The organism is Mesorhizobium sp. M8A.F.Ca.ET.202.01.1.1 (genome assembly GCF_004791595.1).
Lineage (GTDB): Bacteria > Pseudomonadota > Alphaproteobacteria > Rhizobiales > Rhizobiaceae > Mesorhizobium.
Genome location: NZ_SRUN01000008.1, coordinates 1 through 12,916 on the forward strand (window position 1 = coordinate 1; position 12,916 = coordinate 12,916).

At 64.3% G+C, this 12,916-nt stretch carries 14 protein-coding genes; 5 read left to right on the forward strand and 9 right to left on the reverse strand.

Annotation, left to right across the window (positions count from 1 at the left end):
• Window positions 1–239: 239 nt before the first annotated feature.
• The gene (locus EN845_RS17950; RefSeq protein ID WP_127280438.1) at window positions 240–563 is read right to left on the reverse strand and encodes a hypothetical protein; all 324 of its coding nucleotides are present in this window, start codon (window positions 561–563) and stop codon (window positions 240–242) included.
• A 174-nt stretch (window positions 564–737) separates the two neighbouring features.
• Between EN845_RS17950 and mbfA the strand changes: the two genes are divergently transcribed.
• Window positions 738–1,721: an iron exporter MbfA gene (mbfA, locus tag EN845_RS17955; protein ID WP_127871077.1), complete on the forward strand. Its 984-nt coding sequence runs from the start codon at window positions 738–740 to the stop codon at window positions 1,719–1,721.
• Window positions 1,722–1,889: 168 nt separating this feature from the next.
• Here mbfA and EN845_RS17960 read toward each other — a convergent pair whose 3' ends face one another.
• Together EN845_RS17960 and EN845_RS17965 are read right to left on the reverse strand one after the other, a co-directional pair.
• Window positions 1,890–2,234 (reverse strand): antibiotic biosynthesis monooxygenase, encoded by a 345-nt coding sequence (locus EN845_RS17960; RefSeq protein WP_127871078.1) that lies wholly within the window; start codon window positions 2,232–2,234, stop codon window positions 1,890–1,892.
• Window positions 2,231–2,563, reverse strand: a complete 333-nt coding sequence (locus tag EN845_RS17965) for an NIPSNAP family protein (protein ID WP_127871079.1) — start codon at window positions 2,561–2,563, stop codon at window positions 2,231–2,233. The genes EN845_RS17960 and EN845_RS17965 overlap by 4 nt, the downstream gene beginning before the upstream one ends.
• A gap of 162 nt (window positions 2,564–2,725) precedes the next feature.
• On the opposite strand from EN845_RS17965, the gene EN845_RS17970 reads away from it, so the two are divergent.
• A complete protein-coding gene (locus EN845_RS17970) occupies window positions 2,726–3,400 on the forward strand; it encodes a winged helix-turn-helix domain-containing protein (RefSeq protein ID WP_127871080.1) in 675 nt (224 codons plus the stop codon).
• Between the two features lie 191 nt (window positions 3,401–3,591).
• Here the strand turns inward: EN845_RS17970 and ligD are convergent, their stop codons facing one another.
• From ligD to EN845_RS17990, 3 genes are all read right to left on the reverse strand, one after another.
• On the reverse strand, window positions 3,592–6,117 hold the full coding sequence (gene ligD, locus EN845_RS17980) for a DNA ligase D (RefSeq protein WP_127871081.1): 2,526 nt from the start codon (window positions 6,115–6,117) through the stop codon (window positions 3,592–3,594).
• 9 nt (window positions 6,118–6,126) lie between these two features.
• A complete protein-coding gene (locus EN845_RS17985; protein ID WP_127871082.1) occupies window positions 6,127–6,999 on the reverse strand; it encodes a Ku protein in 873 nt (290 codons plus the stop codon).
• Window positions 7,000–7,107: 108 nt separating this feature from the next.
• Window positions 7,108–7,614, reverse strand: a complete 507-nt coding sequence (locus EN845_RS17990) for a ferritin-like domain-containing protein (protein ID WP_127279425.1) — start codon at window positions 7,612–7,614, stop codon at window positions 7,108–7,110.
• A 396-nt stretch (window positions 7,615–8,010) separates the two neighbouring features.
• Here EN845_RS17990 and EN845_RS17995 point away from each other — a divergent pair, with 396 nt between their 5' ends.
• The 3 genes from EN845_RS17995 (at window position 8,011) to EN845_RS18005 (ending at window position 10,272) form a co-directional block, all read left to right on the forward strand.
• Window positions 8,011–8,151, forward strand: a complete 141-nt coding sequence (locus EN845_RS17995; protein ID WP_013892047.1) for a hypothetical protein — start codon at window positions 8,011–8,013, stop codon at window positions 8,149–8,151.
• Window positions 8,152–8,651: 500 nt separating this feature from the next.
• Entirely contained in the window at window positions 8,652–9,020 is a 369-nt protein-coding gene (locus EN845_RS18000) for a YciI family protein (protein WP_127279426.1), read from the forward strand.
• A gap of 7 nt (window positions 9,021–9,027) precedes the next feature.
• On the forward strand, window positions 9,028–10,272 hold the full coding sequence (locus tag EN845_RS18005) for an RNA polymerase sigma factor (RefSeq protein ID WP_127871291.1): 1,245 nt from the start codon (window positions 9,028–9,030) through the stop codon (window positions 10,270–10,272).
• Window positions 10,273–10,303: 31 nt separating this feature from the next.
• On the opposite strand, the gene EN845_RS18010 is transcribed toward EN845_RS18005, so the two are convergent.
• The 3 genes from EN845_RS18010 to EN845_RS18020 all read right to left on the reverse strand — a co-directional run bounded on the left by EN845_RS18010 (window position 10,304) and on the right by EN845_RS18020 (window position 12,870).
• Complete coding sequence (locus EN845_RS18010) at window positions 10,304–10,930, reverse strand: glutathione S-transferase family protein (RefSeq protein WP_127871083.1); 627 nt, start codon at window positions 10,928–10,930, stop codon at window positions 10,304–10,306.
• 164 nt (window positions 10,931–11,094) lie between these two features.
• Entirely contained in the window at window positions 11,095–12,075 is a 981-nt protein-coding gene (cysK, locus tag EN845_RS18015) for a cysteine synthase A (protein WP_127871084.1), read from the reverse strand.
• A gap of 177 nt (window positions 12,076–12,252) precedes the next feature.
• Window positions 12,253–12,870 (reverse strand): LysE family translocator, encoded by a 618-nt coding sequence (locus EN845_RS18020; RefSeq protein WP_127871085.1) that lies wholly within the window; start codon window positions 12,868–12,870, stop codon window positions 12,253–12,255.
• Between the last annotated feature and the right edge of the window lie 46 nt (window positions 12,871–12,916).

Below are 12,916 nucleotides of genomic sequence, written 5' to 3' on the forward strand. Positions count from 1 at the left end.
AACAAACCGTAGCCGCTCGTCCATGATCCCAGTTTCTCGCCAAACCATCGCCGGTCCTCCCGGCGGACAAGAAAACTGTCACCCATGCTATCGGTCCATTCTGTTACCTATCTATCCGGTTCGGACACAGCTGTTTTCTCCCCGTCACTATACGGGGAGAAATGCCCGGCAGGGCAATGAGGGGTGGCGCTAGCCTTGGCAATTGGCCGCGTCCTGCCCCAAGGGCCCTTAGCCCAATCCTAACCCAGCAACGTCCGCTGCCGTTTGCTCCCGCCCAGCTTGCGCCAGCCGTTGAACCGATGCGTGGCGGCGGCGAACGAGATCTTCATCTGCTGGGCCACCGTATAGCGTGACTTGCCTTCGTCGAACATGCGGTAGCAGCACTCGACGCCTTCCTCGGTCAGCTTGCCGTCCGGCGCCTTGTTGTGTGGATTGGCGGGGTCGAATTTCTCGACCTGCTGCTCGACCAGGCCCTTCAGGCGCTGCAGGTCGGCCTCGATGCTGGCGATGAGATCGAGGACCGGTTTCGGGTCATAGGCGTGCGGAGGCGTCTTTGCCGTCATCAGCTCGTTCCTTTTATGACTTGGTTCCCAAATATAGGCGAACATTCACTGATAATGAAGAGCGATACCCAGACCGGGGCTTCAACTATTCTTGAACCGCCGGCCAAGCGCGCGATTGACCACGGACGCCGTAAACCTTAGTTTAGAACCATTCTAAACTAGGGTGATTTTCTCATGCTTTCCCGTGTTTTCGGCTTCGGCCGCCGCCCCTTCGAATCGCTCTCCGAACAGGAGATCCTGGCGCTGGCCATTTCATCGGAGGAAGATGACGGGCGCATTTACCGGGCCTATGCGGACGGGCTGGCCGAGACTTTCCCGCAATCGGCAAAGGTGTTCGAGGCGATGGCCGAGGAAGAGGATGGCCATCGCGACTCGCTGATTGAACTCTTCCGCAAGCGCTTCGGCGAGCGCATTCCGTTGATCCGCCGTGAACATGTGAAGGGCTATTATGAGCGCAAGCCCGACTGGCTGGTGCGGCCGCTCGGCGTCGAGGCCGTGCGCCGCCAGGCCGAGGCGATGGAGCGGCAGGCCTATCTGTTTTATGTCGAGGCGGCCAAGCGCACCACCGACGCCTCGACCCGCAAACTGCTCGGCGACCTGGCCGCGGCCGAACAGGGCCATGAAAGCTCGGCTCATGCGCTGGAGCAGACGCACGTACCGGGCGACGTGAAGGACGAAGAGGCCGCCGCCGAACAGCGTCAGTTCATCCTGACCTACGTGCAGCCCGGGCTGGCTGGTCTGATGGATGGATCGGTCTCGACGCTGGCGCCGATCTTCGCCGCCGCCTTTGCGACCCATGATACCTGGCAGACCTTTCTGGTCGGGCTGGCCGCCTCGATCGGCGCCGGCATTTCAATGGGCTTCACCGAGGTCGCTTCCGACGACGGCAAATTGTCGGGCAGGGGCTCGCCGGTAAAACGCGGCATCACCACCGGCGTCATGACGTCCGCGGGCGGGCTCGGCCACGCGCTACCCTACCTCATCCCGCATTTCTGGACGGCCACCGCCGTTGCCGCCGTGGTGGTGTTCTTCGAATTGTGGGCCATCGCCTTCGTCCAGAACCGCTACATGCAGACCCCGTTCCTGCGCGCCGCCTTCCAGGTGGTGCTGGGCGGCGCCCTGGTGTTCGCGGCCGGCGTGCTGATCGGGAATGCGTGAGGCGCGCTTCTTCCTTCCCCCCTTGTGGGGGAAGGTGGCCTCGCGAAGCGAGGTCGGATGAGGGGTGTTCCAGGGAACACCAACGTCTCACTCCGCTGGAACACCCCTCATCCGTCTCGGCGCTGACGCGCCGATCCACCTTCTCCCACAAGGGGAGAAGGGAAGGCGCTACCCATTCACCGCCCGGCTGTCCGCCGGCGCCTCGTCCCTCTCGGCCAGCCCGTAGTCCCGCACCACATGGGCGATCCGCAATCTATAGCCGGCAAAGATACCGCCGCGCCCGGCCTGCTGCGCCTGCCGGTGTTCTTCCGTATTGCGCCAGGCCTTGACCGCCTCCTCGTCGCGCCAGAATGACAGCGACAGCACCCGGTTCTGGTCGGCCAGGCTCTGGAAGCGCTCGACGGAAATGAATCCATCGATGCCGTCGAGCAGCGGACGCAACTCGGCGGCGATGCCGAGATAAGCCTCGCGCCGGCCTTCCGCGGGCTGCACCTCGAAGATGACGGCGATCATACCTTCGCCAGCGGCGCGTGCGGGCCGGACGCCAGTTTCAGGAACATGCGGTCCTCCTTGAGGATGAACCGTTCGCGGCGGGCGAACTCGTAGTTTGCCTTGCCGGCGGGGTCGGCGGCAAGCCGGGCGCGATAGGCTTCGTAGGCCGCCAGGTTTTCGATGTTGTAGGCGGCATAGGCCGTCGTGGCCGAGCCCTCGTGCGGCGCGAAATAGCCGATCAGATCGGCGCCGCAGCGCGGAATGGCCTGGCCCCAATTGCGGGCATACTCCTCGAAGGCGGCCTTGCCGAACGGGTCGATCTCATAGCGGATGAAGCAGGTGATGGTCATCTCGGTCTCCTTGGGGTTTTGCAACGACGGTTCGAGGGCGGTCGAAACGTCACGCGCATCTCTGTGCTAGTCAGTCTGGTGTCAGGAGCCATCATGCCGGCTCCTTGAGCTGGACCGAGAATACTGGTTATCTTACAAGAATGCTTCGATGAGGATCAAACCATGCGCGAAGGACCCGATATTGCCCGCATCGCCAGCCTGGTCGGCGATCCGGCCCGCGCCAACATGCTGAACGCCCTGATGGGTGGCACGGCATTGACCGCGAGCGAACTGGCGCTGGAGGCCGGCGTGTCGCTGCCGACCGCGTCCTCGCATCTGTCCAAACTGATGGAGGGCGGACTGCTGACCGTGGCCAGTCAGGGCCGGCATCGCTATTACGGGCTGGCCGGCCCGCAAGTGGCCGGCATGATCGAAGCCATCACCGGCGTGGCCGAAGCCGTAGGCCCAAAGCGCGTGCGGCCGGGCCCCCGCGACGGCGCGATGCGCATCGCGCGCGTCTGCTACGATCACCTTGCCGGCGAACAGGCCGTTGCGATGCTGGATCGTCTTGTCGACAAGAACATATTGGTCCGCGACGGCCAGGAGATCAGGCTCGGCCCCTCGGCGGCCTCGCACTTCGCGGCGATCGGCATCGATGTCTACACCAAGCCTAGGCGGCCGGTGTGCCGCGCCTGCCTCGACTGGAGCGTGCGGCGCTCGCACCTCGCCGGCACGCTGGGCGCCGCCATCCTCGACAAGATCCTTGCCGAGAAATGGGCACGCCGCGAGAAGGACAGCCGCGCGGTGGTATTTTCGCCGCCGGGCAAGCAGGCGTTCGAAAGGGTGTTTTTGGGGTGAACCTGCTTCGTCATCCACGGGCGAAGCAAGGAGCGCAGCGACGCAGCGCAGACCCGAGGATCCATGCCGGGAACTTCCCAACGATAATACGGTCCAGAACTCCGCTCTGCCCCGATCTGCGGCCGAAGTCACGGCATGGATCCTAGGGTTCTGCGCGACGCTTTGCGTCGCTCCGCCCTAGGATGACGAAATCATGGGGTCCGCTTCAAAGCCTTCCCCTGCCTGAAAAAGTCCTTCCATGGGTCGGCTTCCGCCAGCTTCGCCAACGTCGTCTTGTCGCCGATCGGGAAGGCATTCGGCGCCAGGCCGGCCTCGATCTCGGGCCAGGTCACCGGCATCGACACCGTCGCGCCCTTCTTGGCCCGTGAGGAGTAAGGTGCCACGGTGGTCGCGCCGCTGCCATTGCGCAGATAGTCGACGAAGATTTTTCCCGTACGCGCCTTCTTCGACAGCGTCGCCGTGTAGCGGTCGGGGGCACCCTGCTCCAGCGCCCTGGCGAAATCATGGGCGAAGTCTTTGACTTCGGCCCAATCCGCCGACGGTTTCAGCGGCACGACGACATGAAAGCCCTTGCCGCCCGATGTCTTGACGAAATTGGGCAGCGACAGCTCGTCGAGCTTGCCCCTGATGTCGAGCGCCGCCTCGCGCACCGCCTTCACATCGACGCCCTCATCGGGGTCGAGGTCGAAGACGATCTGGTCCGGCTGTTCGAGCTTGTCGATCGTGCAGCCCCAGATGTGGATCTCGACCACACCATACTGGACGAGAGCCGCGACCCCGTCGAAATCCCGGATGAACAGGATTTCCTCGCCATCCCCGGGGTCCCTCATCCGGGCGATCTTGTCGCTCATTCCGGGGGAGGCGTGTTTCTGGAAGAAGCGCTGCCCGCCAACGCCGTCCGGCGCGCGCACCAGGCTTAGCGGCCGGTTGACGACGAACTGTTCCATGCGCGGCCAGACCAGCGCGTAATGGTCGAGCAGGTCCTGCTTCGATATCTTCTCGTCGGGCCACAAAAGCTTGTCGGGATGGGAGAGCTTTACGGAGGTCGTCATCCCGCCGGCAGGCCTACCGGCGCTGCTTGCCGCCGGCTTGGCCTTTGCCGGGCCCTTGCCTGTCGCTGGCTGGCCTGTCGCCGCCTTCGGCTTTTCCTGCACGACTTCCTCCGCCGGCTTGTCCTCGCGCAGCCCCTGGAACGAAGCATGGCGTATTATACGGTCCGAGGTCCAGCTGCGAAACTCCACTTCGCCGACCAGTTCCGGCCTGACCCAGACAAGGCCCTTGCCTTTCGGCACCGCCGCATCGAAGGGCGAGGCGTCCGACGTCAGCGCATCGAGCCTCTTTTTCAGCTCGTTGGCGCCCTTGGTGGAGAAGCCGGTGCCGACCCGGCCGGCATAGTGCAGGCGGCCGTCTTCGAAATAGCCGACCAGCAGCGAACGCAGGCCGCGTCCCGTCTTGTCAGATGGCAGATAGCCGCCGATGACGAATTCCTGCCGCGCCGTGCACTTCGATTTGACCCATGCCGGACCGCGCCCGCCGCGGTAGGGCGCATCGGAGCGTTTTGAGACGACGCCTTCCAGCCCCATGCGGCAGGCATGTTCCAGCATGATCTTGCCGGGTTCGGCAAAATGGTCGGAGAAACGCACCGCCGCATTGGCGGCCTGCTCGCCGAGCAGGTCCTGCAAGGCCTGCTTGCGCTCGACCAGCGGTTCCCTGCGCAAATCCTTGCCGTCGAGCCGCATCAGGTCGAACACATAGTAGATGAACCGGTTCGTCCGCTTCGCCGACAGGTCCTGCTGCAGCAGCGCGAAGGACGACACGCCGCTGTCGGCCAGCACTACGATCTCCCCGTCGATGATAGCATCGCTGCATTTCAGCCCGGCGAGTTCGGCCGCGATCTCGCCGCCGAATTTTTCCGTCCAGTCGAGGCCGGTTCGGGTCAAGAGCCGCACGTCGGTGCCGGCGATCTGCGCCTGCATGCGATAGCCGTCGAACTTCACCTCATGCAGCCAGTCCTGGCCCGACGGTGCGTCCCGCTCCAGCGTGGCGAGCTGCGGTTCGATGAAGTCGAGTTTCCTGGCCCCGGCCTTGGCCTTGCCGGTGGCCGGCTTGTTCGAGTGCCAGACTTTGGGTTTCTCGCCCTTGGCCGCCTTGCCTTCGCCGACCTCCTCGATCGTCAGGCCTGATTTCACCGACTTCGGCTCGTCGTTGAGAATATCCTCGCCGGGGCGCGCGGCGGCATCGTCGGACTTGATCAGCAGCCAGTTGTCTCGTTTTTCGCCCGGGCGCGGCCGCAGCCGCACCAGATGCCATTTGCCACGCAGCTTGTGGCCCTCGAGTTCGAAGTTGATGTGCCCCTTCTTCATCATCTTCGCGGGATCGTCCTCGGGCGTCCAGGTTCCTTCGTCCCAGACGAGCACCGAGCCGCCGCCATATTCGCCCTTGGGGATGGTGCCTTCAAAGCCGGCATAGTCGATGGGATGATCCTCGACATGCACGGCCAGCCGCTTTTCGTGCGGGTCGAGGCTAGGACCGCGCGTCACCGCCCAGCTCCACAGCACGCCGTCATGCTCGAGGCGAAAATCGTAATGCAGCCTTGTCGCGGCATGCTTCTGGATCACGAAGATGCCGCCGCCCTTCTGCCCGCGCGTAACCTTGCCGGCCGGCTCCGCGGTCTTCTTGAAGTCGCGCTTCGAATGATACTGTTCGAGGCTTGCCATCTCGTATCCTCAGGCCGATTTGCGCTTCGGCGCAACGCTTTTCGCCTTGGCGCTTTTGGTCGCCGGCTTGGCTTTCGCCTGGGATGATGGTTTCGACGGGCCGGAGTCAGACGAGAGGCTCTTCTTCAGCGCGTCGAACAGATTGACGACGTTGGAGGGCTTGGGAGCGGCCTTGGCCTTCGGCGCCTTGTGCCCCGCCTTCTTGGCGCGGATCAGTTCGAGCAGGGCGTCCTCATATTTGTCCTCGAATTTCGACGGATCGAACTTCGCCTTCTTCTTGTCGATGATGAGTTCGGCGAGATCGGTCATCTCCTGGTCGGTCTTCACCGCCTTGATGTCGCCGAAGACGCTTTCCGGCTGGCGCACCGTGTTGTCGTAGCGCAGCGTCGTCAGCACCATGCCCTTGCCGAGCGGCTCGATGACCACGGGCCGTTCGCGGCTGTACAGAACGATGCGGGCAAGCCCCGCCATCTTCTTGCCCGCCATGGCGTCGCGGATGACGGCGAAGGCCTCTTCCGAAACCGTGTCGGCCGGCGCGACATAGTAAGGCGTGTCGAGATAGATCTGCTGGATCGAGGCCTTGTCGACGAAGCCGTCGAGGCTCATCGTGTGCGAGGATTCGATCTGCACCGCCTCGATCTCATCCTCCTCTATACGGACGAAATCGCCCTTGTCGATCTCGTAGCCCTTGATCTCGTCGCCATCCTCGATCGGCTTGCCGGTCTCGGCATCGACGTAGATCCGCTTCACCGTATTGCCGGTCTTGCGGTTGAGGATACGGAACGAGACCTTCTCGGCATGGGTGACGACATTGGTCAGTTCGATGGCACAGGTGACCAGCGAGAGCTTCAGATAGCCTTTCCAGGCCGGGCGCGGCGCCATGATGATTCCCCTTGAGAAAGATCAGCTGCAACGGACGACCACCCCGCTCGGTTCCAACGCGATCCGGCCGTGGCCGGCGCGGTTGCCGCCGGCCCCGGCTGTCAGCCCCTATTCGGCGGCTTGCAGGTTGATCTTGCTTTCCGCCATTTCGGTCAGCTTGCGATCCGTCGCCTGCTCTTCCCTGAGGTTCTTGGCCAGCACATTGGCGCAATCGCTGCGGCCGAGCTGTTTGGCCCAGGCGATCAAGGTGCCGTAGCGGGTCATCTCATAGTGCTCGACGGCCTGGGCGGAAGCGATCAGCGCGGCGTCGAGAACATCCTTGTCATCGACATCGCTGCTGACGTCGTCGGCCTCCTCGAGAATGCCGTCAATGGCCGGGCAATTCACCGGCTTGGCCTTCACGCCGTGCAGCTCGAACACCTCCTCGACGCGTTCGATATGGCCCTTGGTCTGTTCGAGATGTTTTTCGAAGCCGGCCTTCAATTGCGGATCGGTTGCCTTGTCGATCATCTTCGGCAACGCCTTCTCGATCTGCTTCTCGGCATAATAGATGTCGCGCAGCGTGTGCACGAAGAGATCGTCCAGTGTTTTGATGTCCTTCGAAAAGAAGCCCATGATTTCAGCCTTTCCATTGCTCTTGCTTGTGGCGGGATTCCGGCCTGCCGACAGGCAGCACCTGTGAGCCGGCAATGCCGTGATCCCAACGTCCGTTGCCCGGGCCGGTTCCGACCCCACCGGCCATCCGGCAAGGAAATTCCAGCGACGGTTCGAAAGTTGAAACAAAAGCGCGCCAAGGCGACATTCAAACGAAACATATGTGATGCAAAAGTCACACCAGCCGAAATGACGACAAGGGGCACCGAAACACCCCGAATCAGCCGCATTCCGGCCACGAAGCGACGGGTTTTCGACCAAAAATTAACATCGCGTTCACTGAGTATTCACGCCTTGATGCTATCGTTCTCGCAATTCGGAAGGGACATCCGAAAATCGGGACAGGGACCGGGTAAAATGAACTTCCTCACGCACCTCATCGGCTATGCCGCCGCCATCCGCGAATTCGTCGCGCCGACCTATCGGCCCGAGCGCTACTACATGCGCGGCCCCGGTCCGGCCTGCGCCCGTCGCGGCACCTCGCTGGGCGCGCACTGACCATGACTTTCGAGAGCCGCCACAACAGCCGCATCTGCAGGCCGGGTGCCTCGTCCCGCGCCACGACCTATCGCGCCGAACGTCCGGCTTTCGCCGGCAGACAGCGTGCGACATTGCCGCGTCTTTGAGACCGCCATCGGCTGGCTTAGTGTCACAGGACATAAGCAGCCGAGGCCAGCGTGACCGACCGTCCCAAGCCGCCTTCCCCATCCTTTGATGCAAGCCATCCGTGTACAGCTTCCAGCCATTGCCGGTGGCGCCGGAGGGCGAGCATGACGCGACGCCGCGCGCCCATTTTGGGCGCATAAATCCACCAGCCATCTCACCGCACCTTCCGGCGGCTCCATGCCGGCCCCCGAGCCTTTGAAACGCATGCCCGCTTGCACAAGGCGCGGCCGGAGACGAAAGTTTTTTCCGCAACCTGTCGAAATCGGCCACCGCCGCGCGACATACGTCTGGCCCCGCAAGGACGCGGCCCTCGAAACCACGGGAGAAGACCCATGCGATACATGCTTTTGATCAACAACGACGAAGCCGCGCTGGCGAACACGCCGATTGAGAAAGCCCAGCAGATGAGCGCGGCTTATGCCGCCTATACCGAGGCGTTGAAGAAGTCCGGGGCGTGGCTGGCCGGCGAAAGGCTGCGTCCGACCCAGGCGACCACCTCGGTGCGGATCGCCGACGGCAAGACCAACGTGATCGACGGCCCCTATGCCGACACCAAGGAGCAGCTTGCCGGTTTCTACATGATCGAGGCGGCCGACATCGATACCGCCATCGACTGGGCGGCACGCTGTCCGGCGGCCAGCACCGGCACGGTCGAGCTGCGGCCGATCTGGGAAATGGCCGACTATATGCCCAAGAAGTGACGGCGTGATGGACAGTCGCCCGGAGATCGCCCGGGCGGTCGCCGAGGCCGCCGCCCGGCAGAGCTATGGCAAGCTGGTCGCCTGGCTCGCCGCGCGCACGCGCGACGTGGCCGCCGCCGAGGATGCGCTGGCCGACGCCTTTGCCGCGGCGCTCGAACGCTGGCCGCGCTCCGGCGTGCCGGAAAAGCCGGAAGCCTGGTTGCTCGCCGTGGCCAGGCGGCGGCGTGTCGATGCGGTGCGGCGGCGGCTGACCAGCGAAGCCGGCCGTGACCATCTCAAGCTGATTGCCGAGGAGGCGGAGGCGCGCATGACCGACGAAGACCTGCCCGACGAACGATTGCGGCTGATGTTCGCCTGCGCCCATCCGGCGATCGAACCCGGCGTGCGGGCGCCGCTGATCCTGCAGACCATCCTCGGCTTCGATGCCGCGACGATCGCTTCCGCCTTCCTGCTCTCGCCGGCCACGATGGGCCAGCGCCTGGTGCGCGCCAAGAGCCGCATCCGCGAGACCGGCATTCCGTTCCGCGTGCCGGAGCGGGCCGAACTCGGTGAAAGGCTGGATGCGGTGCTGGAGGCGATCTACGCCGCTTTCGCCGAGGGTTGGTCCGATCCGGCCGGTACCGAGACGCGACGCCGCAACCTCGCCACCGAAGGCATCTGGCTCGGTCGGCTGGTGGCCTCGCTGCTGCCGGACGAACCGGAGGCGCTGGGCCTGCTGTCGCTGATGCTGTTCGCCGAGGCGCGCCGCGCGGCGCGTCGCGATACGGCCGGCGATTATGTGCCGCTCGCCGATCAGGACCATGCATTGTGGGATCATGTGCTGGTCGACGAGGCCGAAGCATGTCTTCGCGGTGCCGCCACCAAGGGCGTCATCGGCCGCTACCAGCTGGAGGCGGCCGTGCAGTCCGTCCATGCGGCGCGGCGGCTCACCGGTCGCACCGACTGGATCGCGATTCGCGAACTCTACGACGCGCTGTTTTCGATTGCGGGATCGCCGGTGGTGGCGATCAACCGCGCGGTGGCGATCGCCGAGACCGAGGGCGCGGTGGCGGGGTTGGCCGCCCTTTACGTGCTGGGTGACGACAAGCGGCTCAATGACTATCAGCCCTACTGGGCCGCGCGTGCCGGTCTCCTGGCCAGGCTCGGCCAGGGACCGCAGGCGGTCGAGGCCTATGATCGCGCGATCGGCCTCGAGCGCGATCCGGCGGTGCGCCGCTTCCTGCAAGCAAAACGCACCGCGTTCATACAGTGAGGTCGTGCGCGCGGGCGGCTTTTTCGGCCGATCAGACCGGCCACATCTCGTGCGAGGTGTTGAGCGTCTTCATAAGCGGGTGCTGGCGCAGCCCCGTCCACAGGCGTTCGATATCAGGCCAGGCCGCCCGCGCTCTGTCGATGTCGGGATGCCAGGCCACCAGCATGACGAGATAGATGTCGGCCAGCGACATCTTATCGCCGACGAGCCAGTCGCGGCCGCGCAAGGCGGCATCAACGACTGCAAAAGCGCGGTCCATCTCGGCGACCGCAGCCTGTTTCACCGCCTTCGTACCCTCGGCATCCGCCGTGTAGCGATGGGCATAGTAGAGCCGCAGCACCGCCGGGTAGAGCACCGAGGACATGAACGCCATCCAGCGCAGGAACTCCGCGCGCGCCGGTTCCTCGGCCGCCGGCGCCAGGCCGGCCTGTGGGTGGCGTTCGGCGAGCAGGATGCAGATCGCCGCCGATTCGGTGACCGAGCGCCCGTCCGGCAAGGTCAGCACCGGCACCTGGTTCAACGGGCTGATGGCGAGGAAGGCCGGATCGGGCGCCTCGCTCTTCGGCACGTCGATCTGTTCGAAAGGCGCATCGATCAGCGTCAGCGCCGCCTCGACGACAAAGCCGCCACTGCCGGGACGCGTGTAAAGCTTGTACATGAAATCCTCCCCCGGCCCGAACCAGGGCCGCTGGAGGTTTGCACCGGAAGCAGCGGTCTGCTCAAGTCGGGTACGGCGCGCCACGGCAGGTTTTTCTGCGGGCCAGGCTCACGGGGCCTTTCCTTCTCCCACAAGGGGAGAAGGAAAGACGGGAGTTCGAAACCCTAAGCCCCAAGCCCCTCGAACAGGATCGTCGACAAATAGCGCTCGGCGAAATCGGGGATGACCACGACCAGGGTCTTGCCCTTGTTCTCCGGCCGCGAACCGACGACGATCGCTGCCTGCAGCGCCGCGCCCGACGAGATGCCGACCGGCACGCCCTCGAGGCGGGCGATGAGGCGCGCATTGGCGACGGAATCCTCGTTCGAGACCTTGACGATCTCGTCATAGACCGTGGTGTCGAGGATCTTGGGCGCGAAGCCGGCGCCGATGCCCTGGATCTTGTGCGGGCCGGGCTGGCCGCCCGACAGCACCGGCGAGGCATCCGGTTCGACGGCGACGACATGCAGCGCGGGCTTGCGCTTCTTCAACACCTGGCCGACGCCGGTGATGGTGCCGCCTGTGCCGATGCCGGCGACGAAGATGTCGATCTCGCCCTGCGTGTCGTTCCAGATTTCCTCCGCTGTCGTCTTGCGATGGATTTCCGGATTGGCCGGGTTTTCGAACTGCTGCGGAATGATGGCGTTGGGGATCGTCGCGGCCAGTTCGTCGGCCTTGGCGATGGCGCCCTTCATGCCTTTCGGGCCTTCGGTCAGCACCAGTTCGGCGCCGAGCAGCGCCAGCATCTTGCGGCGCTCGACCGACATCGTCTCCGGCATGGTCAGGATCAGCTTGTAGCCCTTGGCGGCGGCGGCGAAGGCCAGCGCGATGCCGGTGTTGCCCGATGTCGGTTCGATCAGCGTGGTCTTGCCGGGCGTGATCTTGCCGGCTGCCTCCAGCGCCTCGATCATCGCCACGCCGATACGGTCCTTGACCGAGGCGATCGGATTGAAGAATTCGAGCTTGGCGACCAGATTGGCGACGATGCCCTTCTCCTTGGCGAACTTGTCGAGCCGTACCAGGGGCGTATCGCCGATCGTGTCGGTGATGGAATTGTAGATGCGGCCGCGGCCGGGCACGCGGGCGGAAGTGACGGGCTTGTTCATTGGTTTCGCTCCCTGGATTTCAGGCAATTGGCAGTAGCCGACAGAATAGGGCTTTCAACCGCGCAAGATAGGCTGCGGCTCGAAAATATCCGAGGGGGGCGTGTGCTGAAAACGCCTGGCCCTCGGAAAGGCATTTCTCGAAACAGCCGGGCCACGGAATGGTTTGGCCGAAACGACCTACTGACGAGCAGCGATCGCCGCCGCCGCGCCAACCATGAACGCGCCGGCGGTGCGGTTCAGCACCTTGAGCGCGCGCGGCGACTTCAGGAACCAGCGTGCCTTGGCGGCGAGTGCCAGGTAGGGCACCAGCACGACGAACAGGACGACCACCGTCAGTGCGACGAGAATGCCGTAATCGGCAAGCGTGATCGTCTTCAGGTCGACGATGGTCGGCGTGATGGCGAGGTAGAAGATCATCGTCTTTGGATTGCCGAGCGTCACGGTGAGCCCGGCGGCGAAGCTCGACGGCAATCCGCCCTTGCCCTTCCTGGCTTCGATGGTTTCGGGCGTGATACCGGCGGTCCAGAAGCGCCAGCCGAGGAAAGCGAGATAGGCGACGCCGGCCCATTTGATCGCCAGGAAAACCATGCCGAATTCCTGTGCGACGAAGGCGAGGCCCAGCACCACGGCCGTCAGATAAGTGAGGTCGCCGAGCATCAGGCCGAAGGACATGGCGAGCGAAGAGCGAAAGCCCGAGCCCAGCGCACGCGCGACCAGCGCGGTGATGCCGGGGCCGGGAATGGCGGCGGCGATGCCGAGAGCGGCGCTGTAGGCAAGGAATCCGGTGAGGGTCATGGTGTCGGCGTCCAAGGGCGAGTATGCCCTTGTCGCACGAGGCGGG

What these genes read in the sequence shown, in the direction of transcription:
- EN845_RS17950 (WP_127280438.1), bottom strand. Translation starts at nt 563, where the DNA reads ATGACGGCAAAGACGCCTCCGCACGCCTATGACCCGAAACCGGTCCTC.
- mbfA (WP_127871077.1), top strand. Translation starts at nt 738, where the DNA reads ATGCTTTCCCGTGTTTTCGGCTTCGGCCGCCGCCCCTTCGAATCGCTC.
- EN845_RS17960 (WP_127871078.1), bottom strand. Translation starts at nt 2,234, where the DNA reads ATGATCGCCGTCATCTTCGAGGTGCAGCCCGCGGAAGGCCGGCGCGAG.
- EN845_RS17965 (WP_127871079.1), bottom strand. Translation starts at nt 2,563, where the DNA reads ATGACCATCACCTGCTTCATCCGCTATGAGATCGACCCGTTCGGCAAG.
- EN845_RS17970 (WP_127871080.1), top strand. Translation starts at nt 2,726, where the DNA reads ATGCGCGAAGGACCCGATATTGCCCGCATCGCCAGCCTGGTCGGCGAT.
- ligD (WP_127871081.1), bottom strand. Translation starts at nt 6,117, where the DNA reads ATGGCAAGCCTCGAACAGTATCATTCGAAGCGCGACTTCAAGAAGACC.
- EN845_RS17985 (WP_127871082.1), bottom strand. Translation starts at nt 6,999, where the DNA reads ATGGCGCCGCGCCCGGCCTGGAAAGGCTATCTGAAGCTCTCGCTGGTC.
- EN845_RS17990 (WP_127279425.1), bottom strand. Translation starts at nt 7,614, where the DNA reads ATGGGCTTCTTTTCGAAGGACATCAAAACACTGGACGATCTCTTCGTG.
- EN845_RS17995 (WP_013892047.1), top strand. Translation starts at nt 8,011, where the DNA reads ATGAACTTCCTCACGCACCTCATCGGCTATGCCGCCGCCATCCGCGAA.
- EN845_RS18000 (WP_127279426.1), top strand. Translation starts at nt 8,652, where the DNA reads ATGCGATACATGCTTTTGATCAACAACGACGAAGCCGCGCTGGCGAAC.
- EN845_RS18005 (WP_127871291.1), top strand. Translation starts at nt 9,028, where the DNA reads ATGGACAGTCGCCCGGAGATCGCCCGGGCGGTCGCCGAGGCCGCCGCC.
- EN845_RS18010 (WP_127871083.1), bottom strand. Translation starts at nt 10,930, where the DNA reads ATGTACAAGCTTTACACGCGTCCCGGCAGTGGCGGCTTTGTCGTCGAG.
- cysK (WP_127871084.1), bottom strand. Translation starts at nt 12,075, where the DNA reads ATGAACAAGCCCGTCACTTCCGCCCGCGTGCCCGGCCGCGGCCGCATC.
- EN845_RS18020 (WP_127871085.1), bottom strand. Translation starts at nt 12,870, where the DNA reads ATGACCCTCACCGGATTCCTTGCCTACAGCGCCGCTCTCGGCATCGCC.